At 52.0% G+C, this 16122-nt stretch carries 11 protein-coding genes; 6 read left to right on the forward strand and 5 right to left on the reverse strand.

Annotated features, from left to right (window positions below; all coding sequences use genetic code 11):
* Position 1: 1 nt before the first annotated feature.
* The gene (gene pcnB / locus Q320_RS0113885; RefSeq protein WP_027469501.1) at positions 2 to 1369 is read right to left on the reverse strand and encodes a polynucleotide adenylyltransferase PcnB; all 1368 of its coding nucleotides are present in this window, start codon (positions 1367 to 1369) and stop codon (positions 2 to 4) included.
* Between the two features lie 213 nt (positions 1370 to 1582).
* Here pcnB and Q320_RS0113890 point away from each other — a divergent pair, with 213 nt between their 5' ends.
* Positions 1583 to 2428: a PhzF family phenazine biosynthesis protein gene (locus Q320_RS0113890; RefSeq protein ID WP_027469502.1), complete on the forward strand. Its 846-nt coding sequence runs from the start codon at positions 1583 to 1585 to the stop codon at positions 2426 to 2428.
* Here Q320_RS0113890 and Q320_RS0113895 read toward each other — a convergent pair.
* Positions 2425 to 4188 carry a helix-turn-helix transcriptional regulator gene (locus tag Q320_RS0113895; RefSeq protein ID WP_027469503.1) on the reverse strand — a complete coding sequence of 588 codons (1764 nt, stop codon included), beginning with the start codon at positions 4186 to 4188 and terminating at the stop codon, positions 2425 to 2427. The two genes, Q320_RS0113890 and Q320_RS0113895, sit on opposite strands and share 4 nt — an antisense overlap.
* A 138-nt stretch (positions 4189 to 4326) precedes the next feature.
* Here Q320_RS0113895 and Q320_RS0113900 point away from each other — a divergent pair, with 138 nt between their 5' ends.
* The 5 genes from Q320_RS0113900 to Q320_RS0113920 all read left to right on the forward strand — a co-directional run bounded on the left by Q320_RS0113900 (position 4327) and on the right by Q320_RS0113920 (position 11415).
* Complete coding sequence (locus tag Q320_RS0113900; RefSeq protein ID WP_035853765.1) at positions 4327 to 7131, forward strand: ImpA family metalloprotease; 2805 nt, start codon at positions 4327 to 4329, stop codon at positions 7129 to 7131.
* 404 nt (positions 7132 to 7535) lie between these two features.
* Positions 7536 to 8681, forward strand: coding sequence for a D-alanyl-D-alanine carboxypeptidase family protein (locus Q320_RS0113905; protein ID WP_027469505.1), 1146 nt, complete (start codon positions 7536 to 7538; stop codon positions 8679 to 8681).
* A 541-nt stretch (positions 8682 to 9222) separates the two neighbouring features.
* Positions 9223 to 9432: a VF530 family protein gene (locus Q320_RS0113910; protein WP_035853768.1), complete on the forward strand. Its 210-nt coding sequence runs from the start codon at positions 9223 to 9225 to the stop codon at positions 9430 to 9432.
* A gap of 114 nt (positions 9433 to 9546) precedes the next feature.
* Positions 9547 to 10026, forward strand: coding sequence for a hypothetical protein (locus Q320_RS0113915; protein WP_027469507.1), 480 nt, complete (start codon positions 9547 to 9549; stop codon positions 10024 to 10026).
* Between the two features lie 327 nt (positions 10027 to 10353).
* Positions 10354 to 11415 (forward strand): M29 family metallopeptidase, encoded by a 1062-nt coding sequence (locus tag Q320_RS0113920; RefSeq protein ID WP_035853771.1) that lies wholly within the window; start codon positions 10354 to 10356, stop codon positions 11413 to 11415.
* A 950-nt stretch (positions 11416 to 12365) separates the two neighbouring features.
* Here Q320_RS0113920 and Q320_RS0113930 read toward each other — a convergent pair.
* The 3 genes from Q320_RS0113930 to Q320_RS0113940 all read right to left on the reverse strand — a co-directional run bounded on the left by Q320_RS0113930 (position 12366) and on the right by Q320_RS0113940 (position 16061).
* Complete coding sequence (locus Q320_RS0113930; protein ID WP_027469510.1) at positions 12366 to 13511, reverse strand: glycerate kinase; 1146 nt, start codon at positions 13509 to 13511, stop codon at positions 12366 to 12368.
* A 10-nt stretch (positions 13512 to 13521) separates the two neighbouring features.
* Positions 13522 to 14784 (reverse strand): GntP family permease, encoded by a 1263-nt coding sequence (locus Q320_RS0113935; RefSeq protein ID WP_027469511.1) that lies wholly within the window; start codon positions 14782 to 14784, stop codon positions 13522 to 13524.
* A 125-nt stretch (positions 14785 to 14909) separates the two neighbouring features.
* Positions 14910 to 16061, reverse strand: a complete 1152-nt coding sequence (locus tag Q320_RS0113940; protein WP_027469512.1) for a sugar diacid recognition domain-containing protein — start codon at positions 16059 to 16061, stop codon at positions 14910 to 14912.
* Positions 16062 to 16122: the final 61 nt, after the last annotated feature.

Genomic DNA, 16122 nt, shown 5'->3' on the forward strand with positions numbered 1-16122 from the left:
ATTACGCCTCAGACGTCTTAGAGGATGCCTTTACTGACGCGGGTTTACGCTGACGACTACGTTTGCGGCGTTTAGCAACGCCTTCACCACTGCTTGCGCCACCCGCCCCACTTTTCACCGCAGCTTCTATCATTGCCATGCGCTCAGTGCTTTCGCAAACTTGAAATTTCGTCCACCAATCGGCCAATTCAGGCTCAACCAAATCACATTCAGCCCGCAGCAATAGAAAATCGTAAGCGGCACGGAAACGCGGTTGCTCAAACAAGCGGAATGGCCGCAAGCCCACGCGTTGCTCAAAGCGCGGTTGCATCGCCCAAATTTCTTTCATCGCTGCGCCGTAGCGATTCGGAATCGCCAAGCGTTTGCACACTTTGCTTTCCACGTCATTCATCGCATCAATCAGCGCTGGAGTCTTCACTTCACCGGCGGCAATCCGTTTTTGCCAATTCAATTCAACTTCATGCCACAGCAAGGCGGCAAACAAAAATCCAGCCGAAACCGGTTTGTCTTCAGCCAAACGCTGATCGGTATTTTCGAGTGCTTTTTGCAAAAACTTCGCCGTATCCGGCTGCGATAAAAGTTTATCCAGCAGCGGAAACAGCGGTTTATGCAGACCCAGCTCACGCAAGGTTTGCACACAAGCCCACGCCTTGCCCGACAGCAAGAGCTTCATCATTTCATCAAACAAACGCGCTGTTGGGATGTTTTCAAGTAGCGCCGCGTGTTCGCGAATTGGGTTGCGCGTATCGGGCGCAATCGCCAAACCGAGCTTGGCCGACAAGCGCGCCGCACGCAGCATGCGTACTGGATCTTCGTGATAGCGTTTAACTGGATCGCCGATCATCACCAGCTGTTGCTTTTCGAGGTCTTCAATGCCGTGATGGAAATCGAGAATTTCCTCAGAGTTTGGATCGTAATACAGCGCATTCACGGTGAAATCGCGGCGATCGGCATCCTCAGCGATAGTACCGTAGACGTTATCGCGAATAATCCGCCCCGAAGCATCGGTCGGCGATTCTGCGCTGCCACGGAAAGTGGTCACTTCAATGATCTCTTCACCGCCACGCTCATAAAACGGCACGTGCACGATACGGAATCGGCGGCCAATGATGCGCGAGCGGTTAAAAATATGCCGCACTTGTTCCGGCGTGGCGCTGGTAGCCACATCAAAATCTTTGGGCGCTTTGCCGAGCAATAAATCGCGGATCGCGCCGCCCACAATATACGCCTCGTAACCCGCAGCTTGCAGACGATCACAGACTTTCAATGCACCTGAATGCAGTTGATCGCGGCGAATGCCATAATGCTTGGCGTGAATAACACGCTTGCCCGGGCGCCGTAGCACCTTGCCGATAAATTTACGAATCATGGGGTAATTAATATTGCCATTGATTTTGCCAAAGCGGCGAAGCCCAATATTATACAAGCCCTGCGTGGCCTACAGTGGATTGATTCGAGGTGCAAACACAAAAGCAAAATCGCACACCATTTGATTACATTCGCTAGCAAACACTAAATTAGGCAGTATTGCCACCTATCCATTAATAAATAATGCTTAGCTGTATATACCCAAGGAAATAAAATGAAAAAAGTTCACTACCAATTAGTCAATGTTTTTGCCACTGAAGCGCTTTTTTCTGGCAATCCTTTGGCAGTGTTTAGCGATGCCAGCGCCATCAGCCCCACAGAAATGGCGGCGCTTGGCCAGCAAATGAATTTATCCGAGATCACCTTTGTGACGAAGAGCGATGAAGCCGATGCCCATGTGCGGATTTTTACGCCCTCGTACGAGATGCCGTTTGCGGGTCATCCCACCTTGGGGACGGCGTTTGTGATTGCCAATGGACGGGCTCAATTGACGCTGAAAATGCAAGCGGGCTTGATTCCCGTGCGCTGTGCGGGTGAACAAATCACGCTCACGGCCAATCCGCCGAGCTACCGCGCAGGCCCAGAAGTGGCTGAACTCGCGGCGGCGCTAGGAATTTCTGCTAGCCAGATCATAGGCACACCACGCTTTGTCAATTGCGGCACTGAGCAACTCATCGTCCCGCTCGCTGACGCTGCTGCCGTTGCCAGTTGCAATATCGACATCACCCAATTTACGCGTGTCGCGCAGAATCAAGCAGGACTCAGCGGCGCGCTGGTGTGGGCGCGACAAACTCAGATGGACGGCAGTGAAACGATAGTTGCGCGCTATTTTTGGGATCAGTACGGCCAAGCAGCAGAAGATTTCGGTACCGGCTCGGCCTGCGCCAATTTGGGCGGCTGGCTACTGGCGGAAAATACGCCAACGCCGTTTGCACTGACGATGGAACAAGGCCACGGCATCCAACGCATTGCGCGCTTGCAATTGCACGTTGATGCAGAGCAAGACATTCACGTCAGTGGCCGCGTGGTGCAAATTGGCAGTGGTGAATTTACGCTTTAATCGGGCATGGCCATTAGTGCCAGAAAATCCAGCGGTGCGGCGTTTTGTGTGTGCCAGCGCTCACACAAACGCCGCCAAATCCCCGCCCACTCGGCTTCGACTTGCAAGCGATCAACTGGTAAACGCCACTCGGCCACGCTATCGCCAGCCAACATCGCGGCCAGCCAAGCCAGCGCGGCACTGAGATAATTAGATTCTGGTGACGACTGATTCGCCCATTGATTTAAGCAACGCACCACATCGGCATTCACGCCCCACACCATCAGCAGCAAAGCACTGCGCCTACAATGCACTGCAAACGCTAATTCGCTTGCAGGTGCAGCCAAGCGATGCAAAAAAACCGCCCACAACATCGTATTGCTTGGGGATGGGGACAAGGAATATTCAGCCAGTACCGCGCGGGCAAAATTGGCGCTGAGTACCGCCAGCCAATCGCTGCGCTGGCTGGCACGCTGCTGAATGCCGCGCGAAGACAATAATAAATTTTTATAGGTATGCAACGCCAGGCTTTGTTGATGAAGGGCTTGCTGAGCAATACCCTCGATACACGCTATGTCTGGCAAATTTAACTCCAGCAAGAGCAAGGCACTGAGTTTTGGATTGTCCAAGCAATACGGCATAAACTGCGCCAGTAGCAATGATTCTTGCTGCGACTGTAGCAGCAGCGCATCCAGCGCCGCCGAATGCAGCTCGGCGCTGGGCCAGCGCTCGGCGGCAAAGCTGCTTTCCCGTAATGCATTCGGAAAACAAGCCACTAACTCACGCCGAAACTGGCTCGGTGACAGACCAAACCACTGCCCAAATGCCCGCTCAAACGCACTGCGCTCAGCAAAGCCAATTTGTAGCGCCACATCATCCAAACGAGCGCTCGTATTAAGTAAAGCTTGAATCGCAGTGCGGCGTTTGATTTGCAGCAAAATCTGGCTAAAGCTGGTGTTTTCCAAGCTCAATTGCCGCCGCAGCATCGCGCTACTCATCCCCAAGGCGGCGGCTGTTTGTGCCAAATCAGCATGGGCTAAATTCGCCGTTGGTGTTAAATACCGGCCCACTTTTTGCGTTAAAGTGTCTTGCACCAAATATACTTGCAAGCGCTGATTTAACATCGGCTGAATCGCTAGATATAAATTCGTACTGGAGCCGGGCAATTTGCTGGCTAAATAGTGATTGGGCCACGTGAGGCCAAAACACTCCGCCGCATAGCGCACCGACACAGCGCACAAGGTATCGAACTCGTTTGATGCGGTTTTAGGCGTCATCACCTGAATCGACACCGGCGGTGCAGCAACGCCCAGCACATAGCTCACGACGCGCATCAACCAAATCAAAATCGCTTCATAGCGCAAGAGCATGCCCATGCGATCAGTACTCACACGGGGAATCAGCCGCAATTGCCAATCGTGCGGCTTGCGAACAAATTGAATCTCGCCATCGGGAAACAACATCGGCGCTAAACGCACAATTTCGTCGATTGCGACTTCGAGTGAATTGGCGGCGCGCAGGTAATACACCAAGCCATCACCCGCCGCCATATCTAGCTCGCTGGCGATCCAGCTCATTGCATGGCTATCGCCTAAGCCATATAAAAACTCGCTCAATTGCAAAGCCGATTCAGCAGCAAGTTCGCTGACCTCATCGGCCGCCACGCGGCGCAGCCCAAATAGCTGCTCAAATTGCGCAATCCGTTCAGGATGATGCTGGTAGCGCAGGTATAAACCCTGCAAATGGCGCAGCTGTGCAGCGGCCTGATTTCGTACTGACACGCGCCCTCCTCCATGTTCTAAACGTAAATGTCATATTTTTGCGCCGCCGGATCATATCAGTCTTTTCTGATATTCAATATAATCCCAAGAAATGGGGAATCCCGTATTCATAAAAACAATATTAACGAGAGCGCATCAATGAAACGCACAGTCATTCTCAGCCTTTTGCTCGGCCTCACTGCCTGTGGTGGCGGTGGTGGATCCAGCCCCACAACTCCACCCGCTGGCACACCGAATAATCCAAGCACGCCGAATAATCCGCCGCCAACGAATACGACAGTCGATCAAATCACCAATCCCGAACTCAAGCCCGAAGTGCCAACGACAGACCCAATTGTGCAAGCTTTAAAAACGGGCAGCGTGCAGGGATTGAATGCTGGGCATTTACCTACGTTGCAACGCCTCGCCGGTGAATTGGCGACTCGCTATCAGCAACAACAAAACAGCGCTTTGGCGGATATTTACGGCGATGCGAATCTGAATCTCACGCTGAATCACACCAGTAATAGCAACGAAATCCAGCGCTTAAGCTCCACATCGGCCAGCCCTTTCATCGTCGCTGATGATGGCAGCGGTATGGCGGCGATTTCACAATACGGCCAAGGCCGTGCGCTGGCCTATGGCGCGGATGTGCTCAATTGGATGGCGAATCAATCCAAAGAAACCCAGCATTTACCGCTATTCACGCGCGCTTTTAATTGGGTGGTCACGGGCAAAGCCACTGGCCCGCTGCCGAGCACACTCAAATTTGCTAGCGCAGGCTACGATGCCGCCACAGTGAGTAAATTCATCACCCGCCTCGGCAAAACACCGCAAGCAATCACATGCGATCTGACTGCCGCTAGCAACACCTGCTGGCAAGACGCTGATGTATTGGTTTTTGGTAATAATGTCAAAGACGCACCGAATCTCAGTGCGCTGGTACGCCAATACCAAGCCAGCGGCAAAGCCATTATTTATATGCACCCCAATTGGACTGAATCGGCCACCGGCCGCAAAGTACTCAACGGCATCGGCATGGATTTGGGCGGCTATCCGGGCAATTACTTTGCCAGCGCCGCAGGTGTTTCAGTCGGCGCGAGCCGCACTATCGCCGAATCCCTACAACGTGGCGATCAAATGGGCGCGCTAGTCAAAGCGCTGAGCCAAATGAATACACCAAACTTGAGCCTAGATCTCAGCGTCGACACCAGCTCCAGCAATGCCATTACGCAGTTTCAAAATGAGCTGGCCTCGTTGCAAAGCAATGGCACAGATATTTTTGCTGATCCAACAACGGATTTACATCGCATATTGATTCTCTGGGCCGATCTGTATCGCCCATCAATTCAATACGGGAAAATCAATCGCAGCACCAATCCTGCCGAATTTTTACGCACTTATGCATCCGATTCTTGGGTCGCCTACAATCGTGCCAGCACAACCGTTGCCAGCGCAGGGCAAGGCGATTTTATGCCGGTGGCGGCGCAAAGTATTCCGGTCAGTAGCAGTGCTGAGACCATCGAAGTGACCATCGCCCAAGCCGCAGGTATCACAGCCATTGGCCGCGCGGCGATTCCGGGCAAACCGCTGTATATCGAAATCGTCGACAATGGCGGAGCCAGCAAACTCAGCGTGCAAACCAATCATCTGCGCGCCTACGGCAATCCACTCACCGACAATGTCAGCGAAGGCTATAAACGCCCGCGTCGCCCGCAATCGTTTGCAATTCCACTCAAAGCCAGCGGCGAAATCGTCTTTGTTACGCCATTTGGTGGCCCGCTGTATCTGAATTACAGCGGTGCAACAGCGGGAAAAAGCGTGACGCTCAAAATCCGTGGCGGTGCAAAATACTCGCATTTTGATTTTACTAAAACGCAAAGCGACGCCGAGATTAGCGACGCTGTCGCCGCAATGAAACGCAAAGATTTTGGCTGGCAAACCGCCAAATTGGTGGGCGGCGAAATTCAGCAAACGATTTTTTACGCCAATCAAGCGATGGGTAATCTCGACCCTAAAGTGTATATCGTTGACCAAATCAAAGGCATGTTGTTCGACTCCAACCACATCGCCAATGGCTACAACAATATGCCAATGAGCAGCAATGTCGCCACGCTCTGTACGCAGTTTGGCTGGGATTGCGCTGGGCCCATTCACCGCGCGCCCAATGTGCAGCATTTTGTCGGCTGGATCGCCCAGTGCGGCTTTTTGTGCTCGGGCAATCCATCGGATGGTTTTGCCGGTATTGGTGGCACAGGTTGGGGCCACGCGCATGAACTCGGCCACAACACCGTGCAGCGCGTGATGCATATCGAGTTTAACGGCAAGGGTTGCGTCGTCGAATGCGATAACAATATCCTCGCCAGCGCGCACATGATGCGCCAATACAAACTACTCGGCATCGACACCGGCCATACCACCGACCATCCTAGTTTATATCAAAGGATGATCGCCAATCGCGCGACTAATTTGACGGGCAACGCCAAAGTACTCGATATGCAAACGCGGCTATGGGATATGGATAAAGGCCAAGATCCAATGCGTGCGGTGCATTTCCAACTGGCATTTTTGTTTAGCAAATACCGCGAAAACGAAGCGAAACCGAGCATGGAAGCGACGATGAATTACTTTACGCTGCTCACCAAAGGCGACCGTTTAGTCAGCAAGGCATGGGATTCGGCGAATAAAAATAAGTACGCGATGTCACGTTTTACTGATAACACCACCATCAGCAATCCAGACCTGCTGTATGTGCTTAGCTCGAAAATCATCGGCAAAGATTTACGGACGATTTTTGCGATGTATGGCATCACCGTCAGCCAAACTGCACTCGATTCGGTCGCCGATTTGGGATTGACGGTATTACCCGAAGAGTTTTACGCGCTGGCAACGGCCAAATTTAACCAAGTCTCTAGCGGGCAATGGCTTAATTTGGCCGGCACAGCACCAAGCTATCCTTACTGATTGAGCGGCGCGGTGAGCGCAATATGAATTAACTGATGAATTGACTGGCGCGCTCAGGCGCCAGATCAAACCCACACGATGGCGCGCAAAATATGCGCGCCATCGTCGTATCAATACGATCAATACCGAAATCTCCCACTCATCGTCATACCGACGCAGGCTGCTATTGACGAGCCGCGCTAAAATCACCATTGCAGCGGGATTCCAGCCTTGCCTTTAGGTATGCGGAGCACCGTCGAAATGACGAACTAATAAATGTTTTGCGTGTTTTTTAAATCAACGACTGTCAAGGCGGAAGATTTACTCCCGCATTGCGGAACAAAGCCGCCAGATGCGCGTCTATGCCCATGAATTAGCCGTATAATTGCCCCACTTTTTGCTCACATCTCGTAAAAGCCGCCACTATGCCACGCATTGCCATTACCGCTAGTCTGATTGCCACCCTTTTTAGCAGCAGTATCGCCCACGCTTTTGTCGCGCCCGTACCAGAAATTGCCGCTAAATCGTACTATTTATACGATAAGCAAAGCGGCCAAGTGCTTGCCGCGCGCGATCCAGATATGAAAGTTGAGCCCGCATCACTGACCAAATTGATGACCGCCTACTTGACGTTTAAAGCCATTAAAGAAGGCAAACTCAAGCTTGATCAGACATTACTAGTCTCAGAAAAAGGCTGGCGCCAAGAAGGCTCGCGAATGTATCTGGATCCGAAAGTGCCGGCCTCTGTCGATGACCTGATCAAAGGCGTCATCGTACAAAGCGGCAACGATGCTTGCGTCACACTCGCCGAAGCCATCGCCGGCTCTGAGGAAGTTTTCGCGCAATTAATGAATAAAGAAGGCAAGCGCCTAGGTCTGAAGGACTCGCACTTCACCAACAGTACCGGCCTGCCTGATCCAGCAATGCACGTCACGACCAGCGATTTATCCCGCCTTGCTAGCGCGATCATTAGCGACTTTCCTGAGTTCTATCACATCTATTCAATCAAAGAATTCAAGTACAACAATATCAGCCAACCGAACCGCAATCTCTTACTCTATCGCGACCCGTTTGTTGATGGCATGAAAACCGGCCACACCCAATCCGCCGGTTACAACCTCGTTGCCTCCAGCAAACGCGACGACCGCCGCTTGATTTCAGTCGTCGTTGGCACGACCAGCCCAGAAGTTCGCGCGACTGAATCATCAAAACTACTTAACTGGGGCGCGCAATTTTATGAAACACCGCGCCTTTACGCAGCCAAACAAGCAGTGCAAACCGTACCCGTTTGGAAAGGCAAAGCCGATGACGTTGGCGTCGGCTTTTTGAGCGATCAATACATCACCGTACCGAAAGGCGACGCGGCGAAAATCAAAATTGAACTCACCAGCCAGCAACCCTTGATTGCACCGATCAAAGTCGGCCAAACGGTCGGCACGATGAAAATCACGCTTGAAGGTAAAGTGCTTTCAGAGCGCCCCGTCGTCGCCGTCGCCGCCATCGAAGAAGCCAACATCTTCGGCCGCGCATGGGACACGATGCGTTTATGGTGGAAAGGGATTTTTGGTTAATCCCGATCTGATACACGACAAAAAGCCCAGCAAGATTTGCTGGGCTTTTTTAATTTAAAAGGGTATTGCCATACAGGTATTTAATAGCAAGGTCTAGAAACATATACCCATAGATATCTACTGATATTCAGATTTAGTGTTGATGCTGTGCCGCAATGGTTGAGCTGCGCGAAATCCCTTGTATCAAGCCGAGCGAGGAACAAGCGGCAAGGGGCTTTCGGCGGGCTCTGTTTTGTTAAAGCCCGCCGCCTTGCCGATTGTCCGCAGCGAGGGAATCCGACGAAGTCGGACGCAGATACTAGGGCGGCCTTCTTTTGCTTACTTTTCTTGGCCGTTCAAGAAAAGTAAGTGCCGCGCGGCATTAGCGCGACCATGACGATTAGAAAATTGACGTGTCAAGTCAAACGATGCACTTTTTTTTATCAATACCCAATCTAAACACAGCCCAACACCAGCGCTAAGCTTCAAAGCACTCGAAAACTCGGCACTCCTCAATACAGACGGTTTAAAATAGTCGGCAACACTATTGCAAGGCCACACGATGTATAACTCAGATCCACAACACGGCATTACGCTGGAAAAAATGCTCACCGATTTAGTCGATCACTTCGGCTGGGAAGAACTGGCACTGCGGATTCCGATTAAGTGTTTTTCCAATGAACCGTCGATCAAATCCAGCCTCACCTTCCTACGCCGCACACCATGGGCGCGCGCGCAGGTTGAGGAGCTGGACGCTAGGATGCGGCGGTAAACCATTCAAAGCCAAGTAGGGTGTCAATAAGCATTAGCGTATTGCAACTTTTGCAGCAAATTGGTGGAATGCCTTTCAGTTATTCCACCCTACCCGCTAAAGGCAGAGGGTCTAATGAAAACGATGAAAAATTTATTATTTTTCCCTTTAGTATTAATTGCCCTTTTATTATTAACACTTGGTTTTTTTGAGGGCAGAAAGGCTTATTGGGATAATAGAGTGCAAAAAATGTGCAACAAAGATGGCGGAACTACGGTCTTTGAGCACGTAACAATTAGTCGTGATGATGCACTAAACGGTGGATTGATGCGTGGGGATTTGTTTGCAATTCCTGCGGGTAAAAACGAGAAGACAATTTTCTATGTTAATTTTGAAAGCAAAAATATTCGTGATAGCGATCCATTAATCTTTCGATCTGAAACTAGTATAGTTCGAGTTAAAGACAGCAAGATAATCGCAATGATGATTGGCTACGCCCGAGTAGGGGGGGATTTTCCATCATTTTCGCATCCAACACACCAAAGCTGTCGTGAGAGAAGTAAAGCTTTAATAAATTTTGATAAAGCAGTGCAAATTAAAGAAGAGTCCAAATAGAGTTTTATCGTAAACAAGATAAGCCAAGTTCGTAGGTTGGGCTAAGCCTGCGCAGCCCAACGTTCGAGTAGCAACAAGCCCAAGGTGGTTTGGTGCATGAGTTATAAGTATACGAACAAAGCCTATATCAATAAATGCCCCCACAAAGATACCCATAACAATCGAAAGAGATTATTTAGGTACAAAGAAAAAGCGAATCCACAGTAAACGTTGGGCTGCGCAAGCTTAGCCCAACCTACGATACTGTTTTAACCATTTGTGTATATCGTGGTGCGCAACGCTGCGCGTTTCACACCCTACCAACCAATCCGTCATCGAGTCATCACCATGTCGTCACCCTGCTCTACCTTAGAAACGCCTCCCAATCCAGAACTCATCACGCTGGCGCAGGCACATTTGCGGGATGTGTTGACGATTGCGTTTGAACACATCGATGGTGAGCAACAGGCGGTGGTGGTGTTTGATACGCGCTGTGAGCTGGCGGCGACGTTGACAGAGGCTTATCGCTTGGCTTTGCCGAACGCGAACTTCATTGATTTTGATGCCAGCACGCCCGAGCAAGTATTGGCGGCGTTTGCGCCGTTGGCCGCGAAAGATTTGGTGGTGTTAGTGCAATCGACGAACTTTCGGCTGGAAGCATTTCGGATTCGCGTCGAGCTATTTAAGCGTGGTTTAAAAGTGATCGAGCATCCGCATTTGGGGCGGATGCAGGGGGCGGAAGTCCCGATTTATGTCGATTCACTGGCGTATGATCCTTGCTATTATCGCGGCGTTGGGCATGCGCTAAAAGCCAAAATCGATAGCGCCAGCCGTGGTTTGGTCGATAGTGGCGCGGGCAATGTGCTGCACTTCGCGGCGCCGTTTGAATCGGCCAAGCTCAATATTGGCGATTACAGCCAGATGAATAATGTCGGCGGGCAATTTCCGCTCGGCGAAGTGTTTACCGAAACGCAGGACTTTGCGGCGGTGAATGGCCGAATTCGCGTGTTTGTGTTTGGCGACACGCGCTACCGCGTGAACCGCCCTAGCCTACCGATTACCTTGGTGATAGCCCAAAGCCAAATCATCGACGTCATCGATTCAACGCCCGAATTTGATGAGATGCTGGCGATGATCCGCGCTGATGAAGGCGGCGTGGTATGGGTGCGGGAACTCGGTTTGGGAATGAATCGCGCATTTAGTTTTGCGCGCACCGTCAGCGATATTGGCACTTATGAGCGTATGTGCGGGATTCATTTGTCGCTTGGTATGAAGCACGGTATTTACGCCAAGCCGAATATCAAACGCGGTGAAGGCAAATACCATATCGACGTGTTTGCGATCACCGAATCGGTGCAGTTTGACGATGAAGTCGTTTACCGCAATGGCGCTTGGGTGGTTTCGCCGTAATGCATTGAAGTCGTCAAAAATGGCCTCAATGCCGATCTAAATAAAAAATATAAAAGCAAGGTATTACCATCTAGCCATTACTCATAAAGGCCTAGATGGTAATACCCATAATAAAATGGCTATGTTCGGATTTGGTGTTGATGCTGTGCCGCGATGGTTGGACTGCGCGAGATCCCTTGTATCAAGCCGAGCGAGGAACAAGCGGGTCGGGGTTTTTGCGATCAATGTTTGAGCGAGGCCGATGCTGTTGCCTTTGAGGCCGACCGAGTTTTGAGCGCAACCGACCCGATTGTCCGCAGCGAGGGCATCCGGCGAAGCCGGACGCAGATACAGGGCGGCCTTCTTTTGCTTACTTTTCTTGGCCGTTCAAGAAAAGTAAGTGCCGCGCGGCATGAGCGCGACCATGGTGAGTAGAAAATTGAAGCCTTCGTTTAAAGTGAAGTAATTTTTTATCAACACCAAATCCGAACATCGAAAAAAGCAAGGTATTACCATCTAGCCATTACTCATAAAGGCCTAGATGGTAATACCCATAATAAAATGGCTATGTTCGGATTTGGTGTTGATGCTGTGCCGCGATGGTTGGACTGCGCGAGATCCCTTGTATCAAGCCGAGCGAGGAACAAGCGGCAAGGGGCTTTCGGCGGGCTCTGTTTTGTTAAAGCCCGCCGCCTTGCCGATTGTCCGCAGCGAGGGAATCCGACGAAGTCGGACGCAGATACTAGGGCGGCCTTCTTTTGCTTACTTTTCTTGGCCGTTCAAGAAAAGTAAGTGCCGCGCGGCATGAGCGCGACCATGGTGAGTAGAAAATTGAAGCCTTCGTTTAAAGTGAAGTAATTTTTTATCAACACCAAATCCGAACATCGAAAAAAGCAAGGTATTGCCATCTAGCCATTATTCATAATGACCTAGATGGTAATACCAACCATAAAACATTCGTTCACATTAACTTATTTCAAACGCATCAAATGAATCACGCTCGCTACATTGCGTGCAGTGCGTTGTAAATTTTCGCGTGCGTCGCCCAATGCTTCTTGCAGCGACATCGCTTTGTGCACGCAAGAAAACACTGCGTCGATGCCATGCGCATACACCTCGTCCACATCTTCGCGCAAGCAGCCGCCGATGCCGATCACTGGCAGGCCAAATTGCTTGGCCAGTTGCGCTACGCCTATCGGCGTTTTGCCAAAAATCGTTTGACCATCCAAACGACCTTCGCCAGTAATTACCAAATCAGCATCGCTTAAATGCTGCGCCAATCCGGTCGCGTCGAGCACGATATCAACGCCTCGGCGCAAGCGGCAGCGGAAGAAAAACGCCAACGCCGCTGCGCCCATGCCGCCCGCCGCGCCAGCACCGGCGATGTGTTCAACGTCTTTGCCCAGTTGCTGCCGGATGATGCGCGCGTAATTGCTTAATGCCGCATCCAACTGCTTCACCATCTCCGGTGTTGCGCCTTTTTGTGGGCCAAAAATCGCCGAAGCGCCTTTCGCACCGGTCAATGGATTATCCACATCACAAGCCACTTCAAATTCGCATTCCAGCAAGCGCGAATCAAAGCCGCTCAAATCAATCTTCGCCAAATCAGCCAGCGCTGCGCCACCCGCCGCCAGCGGCGCACTTGCAGTATCCAAAAACTGCACGCCCAGCGCGCGCAGCATGCCGCTGCCGCCGTCATTGGTCGCCGAGCCGCCAATCGCCAGAATGAATTTTCTCGCGCCGGCATCGAGCGCAGCGCGGATTAATTCACCCGTGCCCTCGGTGCTGGTTAGCAAGGGATTGCGCGCATCGGCCGCGATCAAGGCGAGGCCACTGGCGGACGCCATTTCGATCACCGCCGTGCGGCCGTCGCCTAGCATTCCCCATTGCGCCGTCACTGGCGCGCCCAATGGGCCACGCACGGTGGCGGTGTGAAATTGGCCATTGGTCGCGTCGATCAAGGCTTCCAGCGTGCCTTCGCCGCCATCGGCCATCGGCACTTGTACTAGCTCGACGTGCGGCAAGATATTTTCAAATGCGCTGGCGATAATGCTGGCGACTTCTTTGGCACTTAAAGATTCTTTAAACGAATCGGGTGCAATTACGATTTTTTTCATCTTGCGCTCCTTAAGCCAAACCAATCACGCCGTACAAAACTGTCGCGGTAATCGTAATACCGAGGCCAACTGCGGTTTCGTAGGGAATCATTTTTAGGCGTTCATTCATATTCATGCCGACAGCACCCGCAGTGGCGTGGAAGAAACTACCGTGTGGCAAGTGATCGAGCACCGTGGCACCCGAATGGATCATCGCTGCCGAGCCCAGCGCCGGAACGCCCAAGGTCATCAACGTTGCGCCAAACACTTGCGAAGCGACTGCGGTACCTGCCGTCGTTGACGCGGTGGCCATCGACATCAAAATACCAGCGACGGGTGCCAATACATACGCTGGCAAACCCATGCCGCCGATGGCGTGAATCAGTAGATTTTTCAATTCAGAATTAGCGATAATCCCGGCCAGCGTACCGGTGCCGAGCAGCATAATCGCGACTGGCATCATGCGTTGCAGGCCAGCGATGCTGTATTCATTGATATTGGCAATCTTGCCCATCGCCAAACAGCCTAGTATACCGCCCAAAGGCAATGCAATTAAGGGGTCAATGGCAATACCCGCGATAGGACGCAGTGACAATAAACCAATTGCCACTAGCGGTGCGACCATTGCCGCGCCAAAGCTGGGCAGATTGTCATTACCATGATCGTGGACTTCTTCGGCCGAAATCATGCTGCCTTTGCTTGTTAGGCGGCGCGCCAGCAAGTAGGCAATGGCGAGGCCAACCAGACCGGGAACAATCCCCGCCATCATGACGGACGTTAGTGGCTGCTGAAATGCATCCGCAGCGGCAATCGCGTTGGGATTGGGCGACATCACATTACCGGCTTTACCACCGCCGATCATCGCCAATAGCACCGCAAAGCGCGAAATTCCGGCGCGTTCGGCGATCATCAATGCAATCGGTGCCACGGTAATCACGGCCACGTCGATGAAAACGCCAACGCTAGTCAAAATCAGCGTTGCTAAAGCCAAGGCCAGCAGCGCGCGAACTTCACCCATTTTCTTGACGATGGTATCGGCAATGCGCGCCGCGCCGCCCGATTCGATCAACACCCCAGCCAACACACCAGCGGCGATAATCCGCAGCACGGCCGGAATAATATTGCGCGCGCCGTCCATCATAATCGTCACGGTTTCGCTCAGGCTTGCGCCGCCGACCAAGCCGCCAATCAAAGCGCCCGCGACCATGCCGTAGGTCGGTGATACTTTTTTCAAAATCAGGCCGATGGCAACGGCCAAAGCCGCCATCGCACCGAATGTGCTAATTGGATCCATCTTGCTCTCCAGAATGTAGTCGTAAAACAGTGACTACATTCTAGGCGTGCAAGTCGCTGCAAGTCCTCGGCATAAATCCAGAATAAACCACATAATTTGCATCTATTTTTGTGCAAATGCCCAAATTAGTGCGGTAATAAAGCCGGAAGTTGTAGTGCGATATAAATTTGCACCCGATCTTCCAAGCGGCTCAGATCCATTTTGCTCAGCTCAGCAATGCGACCAAGCCGGTAATCCAGCGTATTACGATGAATATTGAGCGCTTGTGCGGTGGCTTGTAGATTCAAATCGTGCGCAAACCAACACGCTAATGTGGGCAAAAAAACGCCTTTTTTATCTTGGGCACGGATCCGCTCGACGGGTGCGCACAGCAATTGCGCTTGCCAGCCTTGCGCCAGTGGTGCGAGCAGCACGGGTAAACGCTCATCATCAAAAAGCTGCAAAATATCGTCGCCCACCGCTTGCTGCAAAGTGGCGCTCGCCGTTTGATACGACAGCGCCAGCCCGCCTTCTTGCACAAAATAATGCCCCAAAGCCGCTTGCAAACGCAGCGGCGTTTTAGTTTGTAAGACTTGCAATGCGGGCAATAACTGGCGGCGCTGCGCCGCAGGACTCCAACGGTTGAGGTCGTCCAGCGCGGGTAAGAGCAAAACGAACTCATCAAACGTCGGCCTAGCCAGCAAAGGCGCGTAGCCAAAATCGGCGAGCAAATATTGCAATTGCTGCAAAGCGCTCAATCCAGTTTCTTGGTCGAGCAAGCTACCGCTGGCGCGAATCACCAGCGCCACGCGCGGCAACGTGAGATCAACGCCCAGCCGCTCGGCCCAGCGCGCCAGCGATAAATCCGAAATACTCTGCCGCTGAATCAGCTGCTGCACCAGGTCTTCGTACAAACGTGCATCGCGCTCGATGCTGCGCAGCATGGCTTTTTGTTCCAGCATCATTTCGGCGCTCATCCGCACCAATTCGCCCATCGGTCGCACAATATCCGGCGCGCCAGTAATACCAATCACGCCAACAATTTCACCTTGGCTATACAGCGGCAAATTCACACCGGGCTGTACACCTTGCAGGTTCGCCGCCGTCGCCGCGTCGATTTCCAGTACGCGGCCTTGCTGAATCGCCAGCATTGCGCCTTCATGCCGCAGCCCTATCCGCTCGGTAATCCCACTGGCTAAAATCACACCATGCTCATCCATCACATTAATGTTGTACGGCAGCAGCGCCATAGTACGGCGGGCAATTTCCTGCGCCAGCTTGATGGATAAACGCGACATGAGTTTCTCTTTGGGGCGATGTGATACGTATGAATATACCGCAGAGCCCAAGGCCTGAAAT

The sequence above is a fragment of the Deefgea rivuli DSM 18356 genome, assembly GCF_000620145.1.
Lineage (GTDB): Bacteria > Pseudomonadota > Gammaproteobacteria > Burkholderiales > Chitinibacteraceae > Deefgea > Deefgea rivuli.

Bases quoted from the DNA above. Each gene is read 5' to 3' on its own strand.
- Q320_RS0113900 (WP_035853765.1), top strand. From the start codon at position 4,327: ATGAAACGCACAGTCATTCTCAGCCTTTTGCTCGGCCTCACTGCCTGT.
- Q320_RS0113930 (WP_027469510.1), bottom strand. From the start codon at position 13,511: ATGAAAAAAATCGTAATTGCACCCGATTCGTTTAAAGAATCTTTAAGT.
- pcnB (WP_027469501.1), bottom strand. From the start codon at position 1,369: ATGATTCGTAAATTTATCGGCAAGGTGCTACGGCGCCCGGGCAAGCGT.
- Q320_RS0113910 (WP_035853768.1), top strand. From the start codon at position 9,223: ATGTATAACTCAGATCCACAACACGGCATTACGCTGGAAAAAATGCTC.
- Q320_RS0113915 (WP_027469507.1), top strand. From the start codon at position 9,547: ATGAAAACGATGAAAAATTTATTATTTTTCCCTTTAGTATTAATTGCC.
- Q320_RS0113940 (WP_027469512.1), bottom strand. From the start codon at position 16,061: ATGTCGCGTTTATCCATCAAGCTGGCGCAGGAAATTGCCCGCCGTACT.
- Q320_RS0113935 (WP_027469511.1), bottom strand. From the start codon at position 14,784: ATGGATCCAATTAGCACATTCGGTGCGATGGCGGCTTTGGCCGTTGCC.
- Q320_RS0113905 (WP_027469505.1), top strand. From the start codon at position 7,536: ATGCCACGCATTGCCATTACCGCTAGTCTGATTGCCACCCTTTTTAGC.
- Q320_RS0113890 (WP_027469502.1), top strand. From the start codon at position 1,583: ATGAAAAAAGTTCACTACCAATTAGTCAATGTTTTTGCCACTGAAGCG.
- Q320_RS0113920 (WP_035853771.1), top strand. From the start codon at position 10,354: ATGTCGTCACCCTGCTCTACCTTAGAAACGCCTCCCAATCCAGAACTC.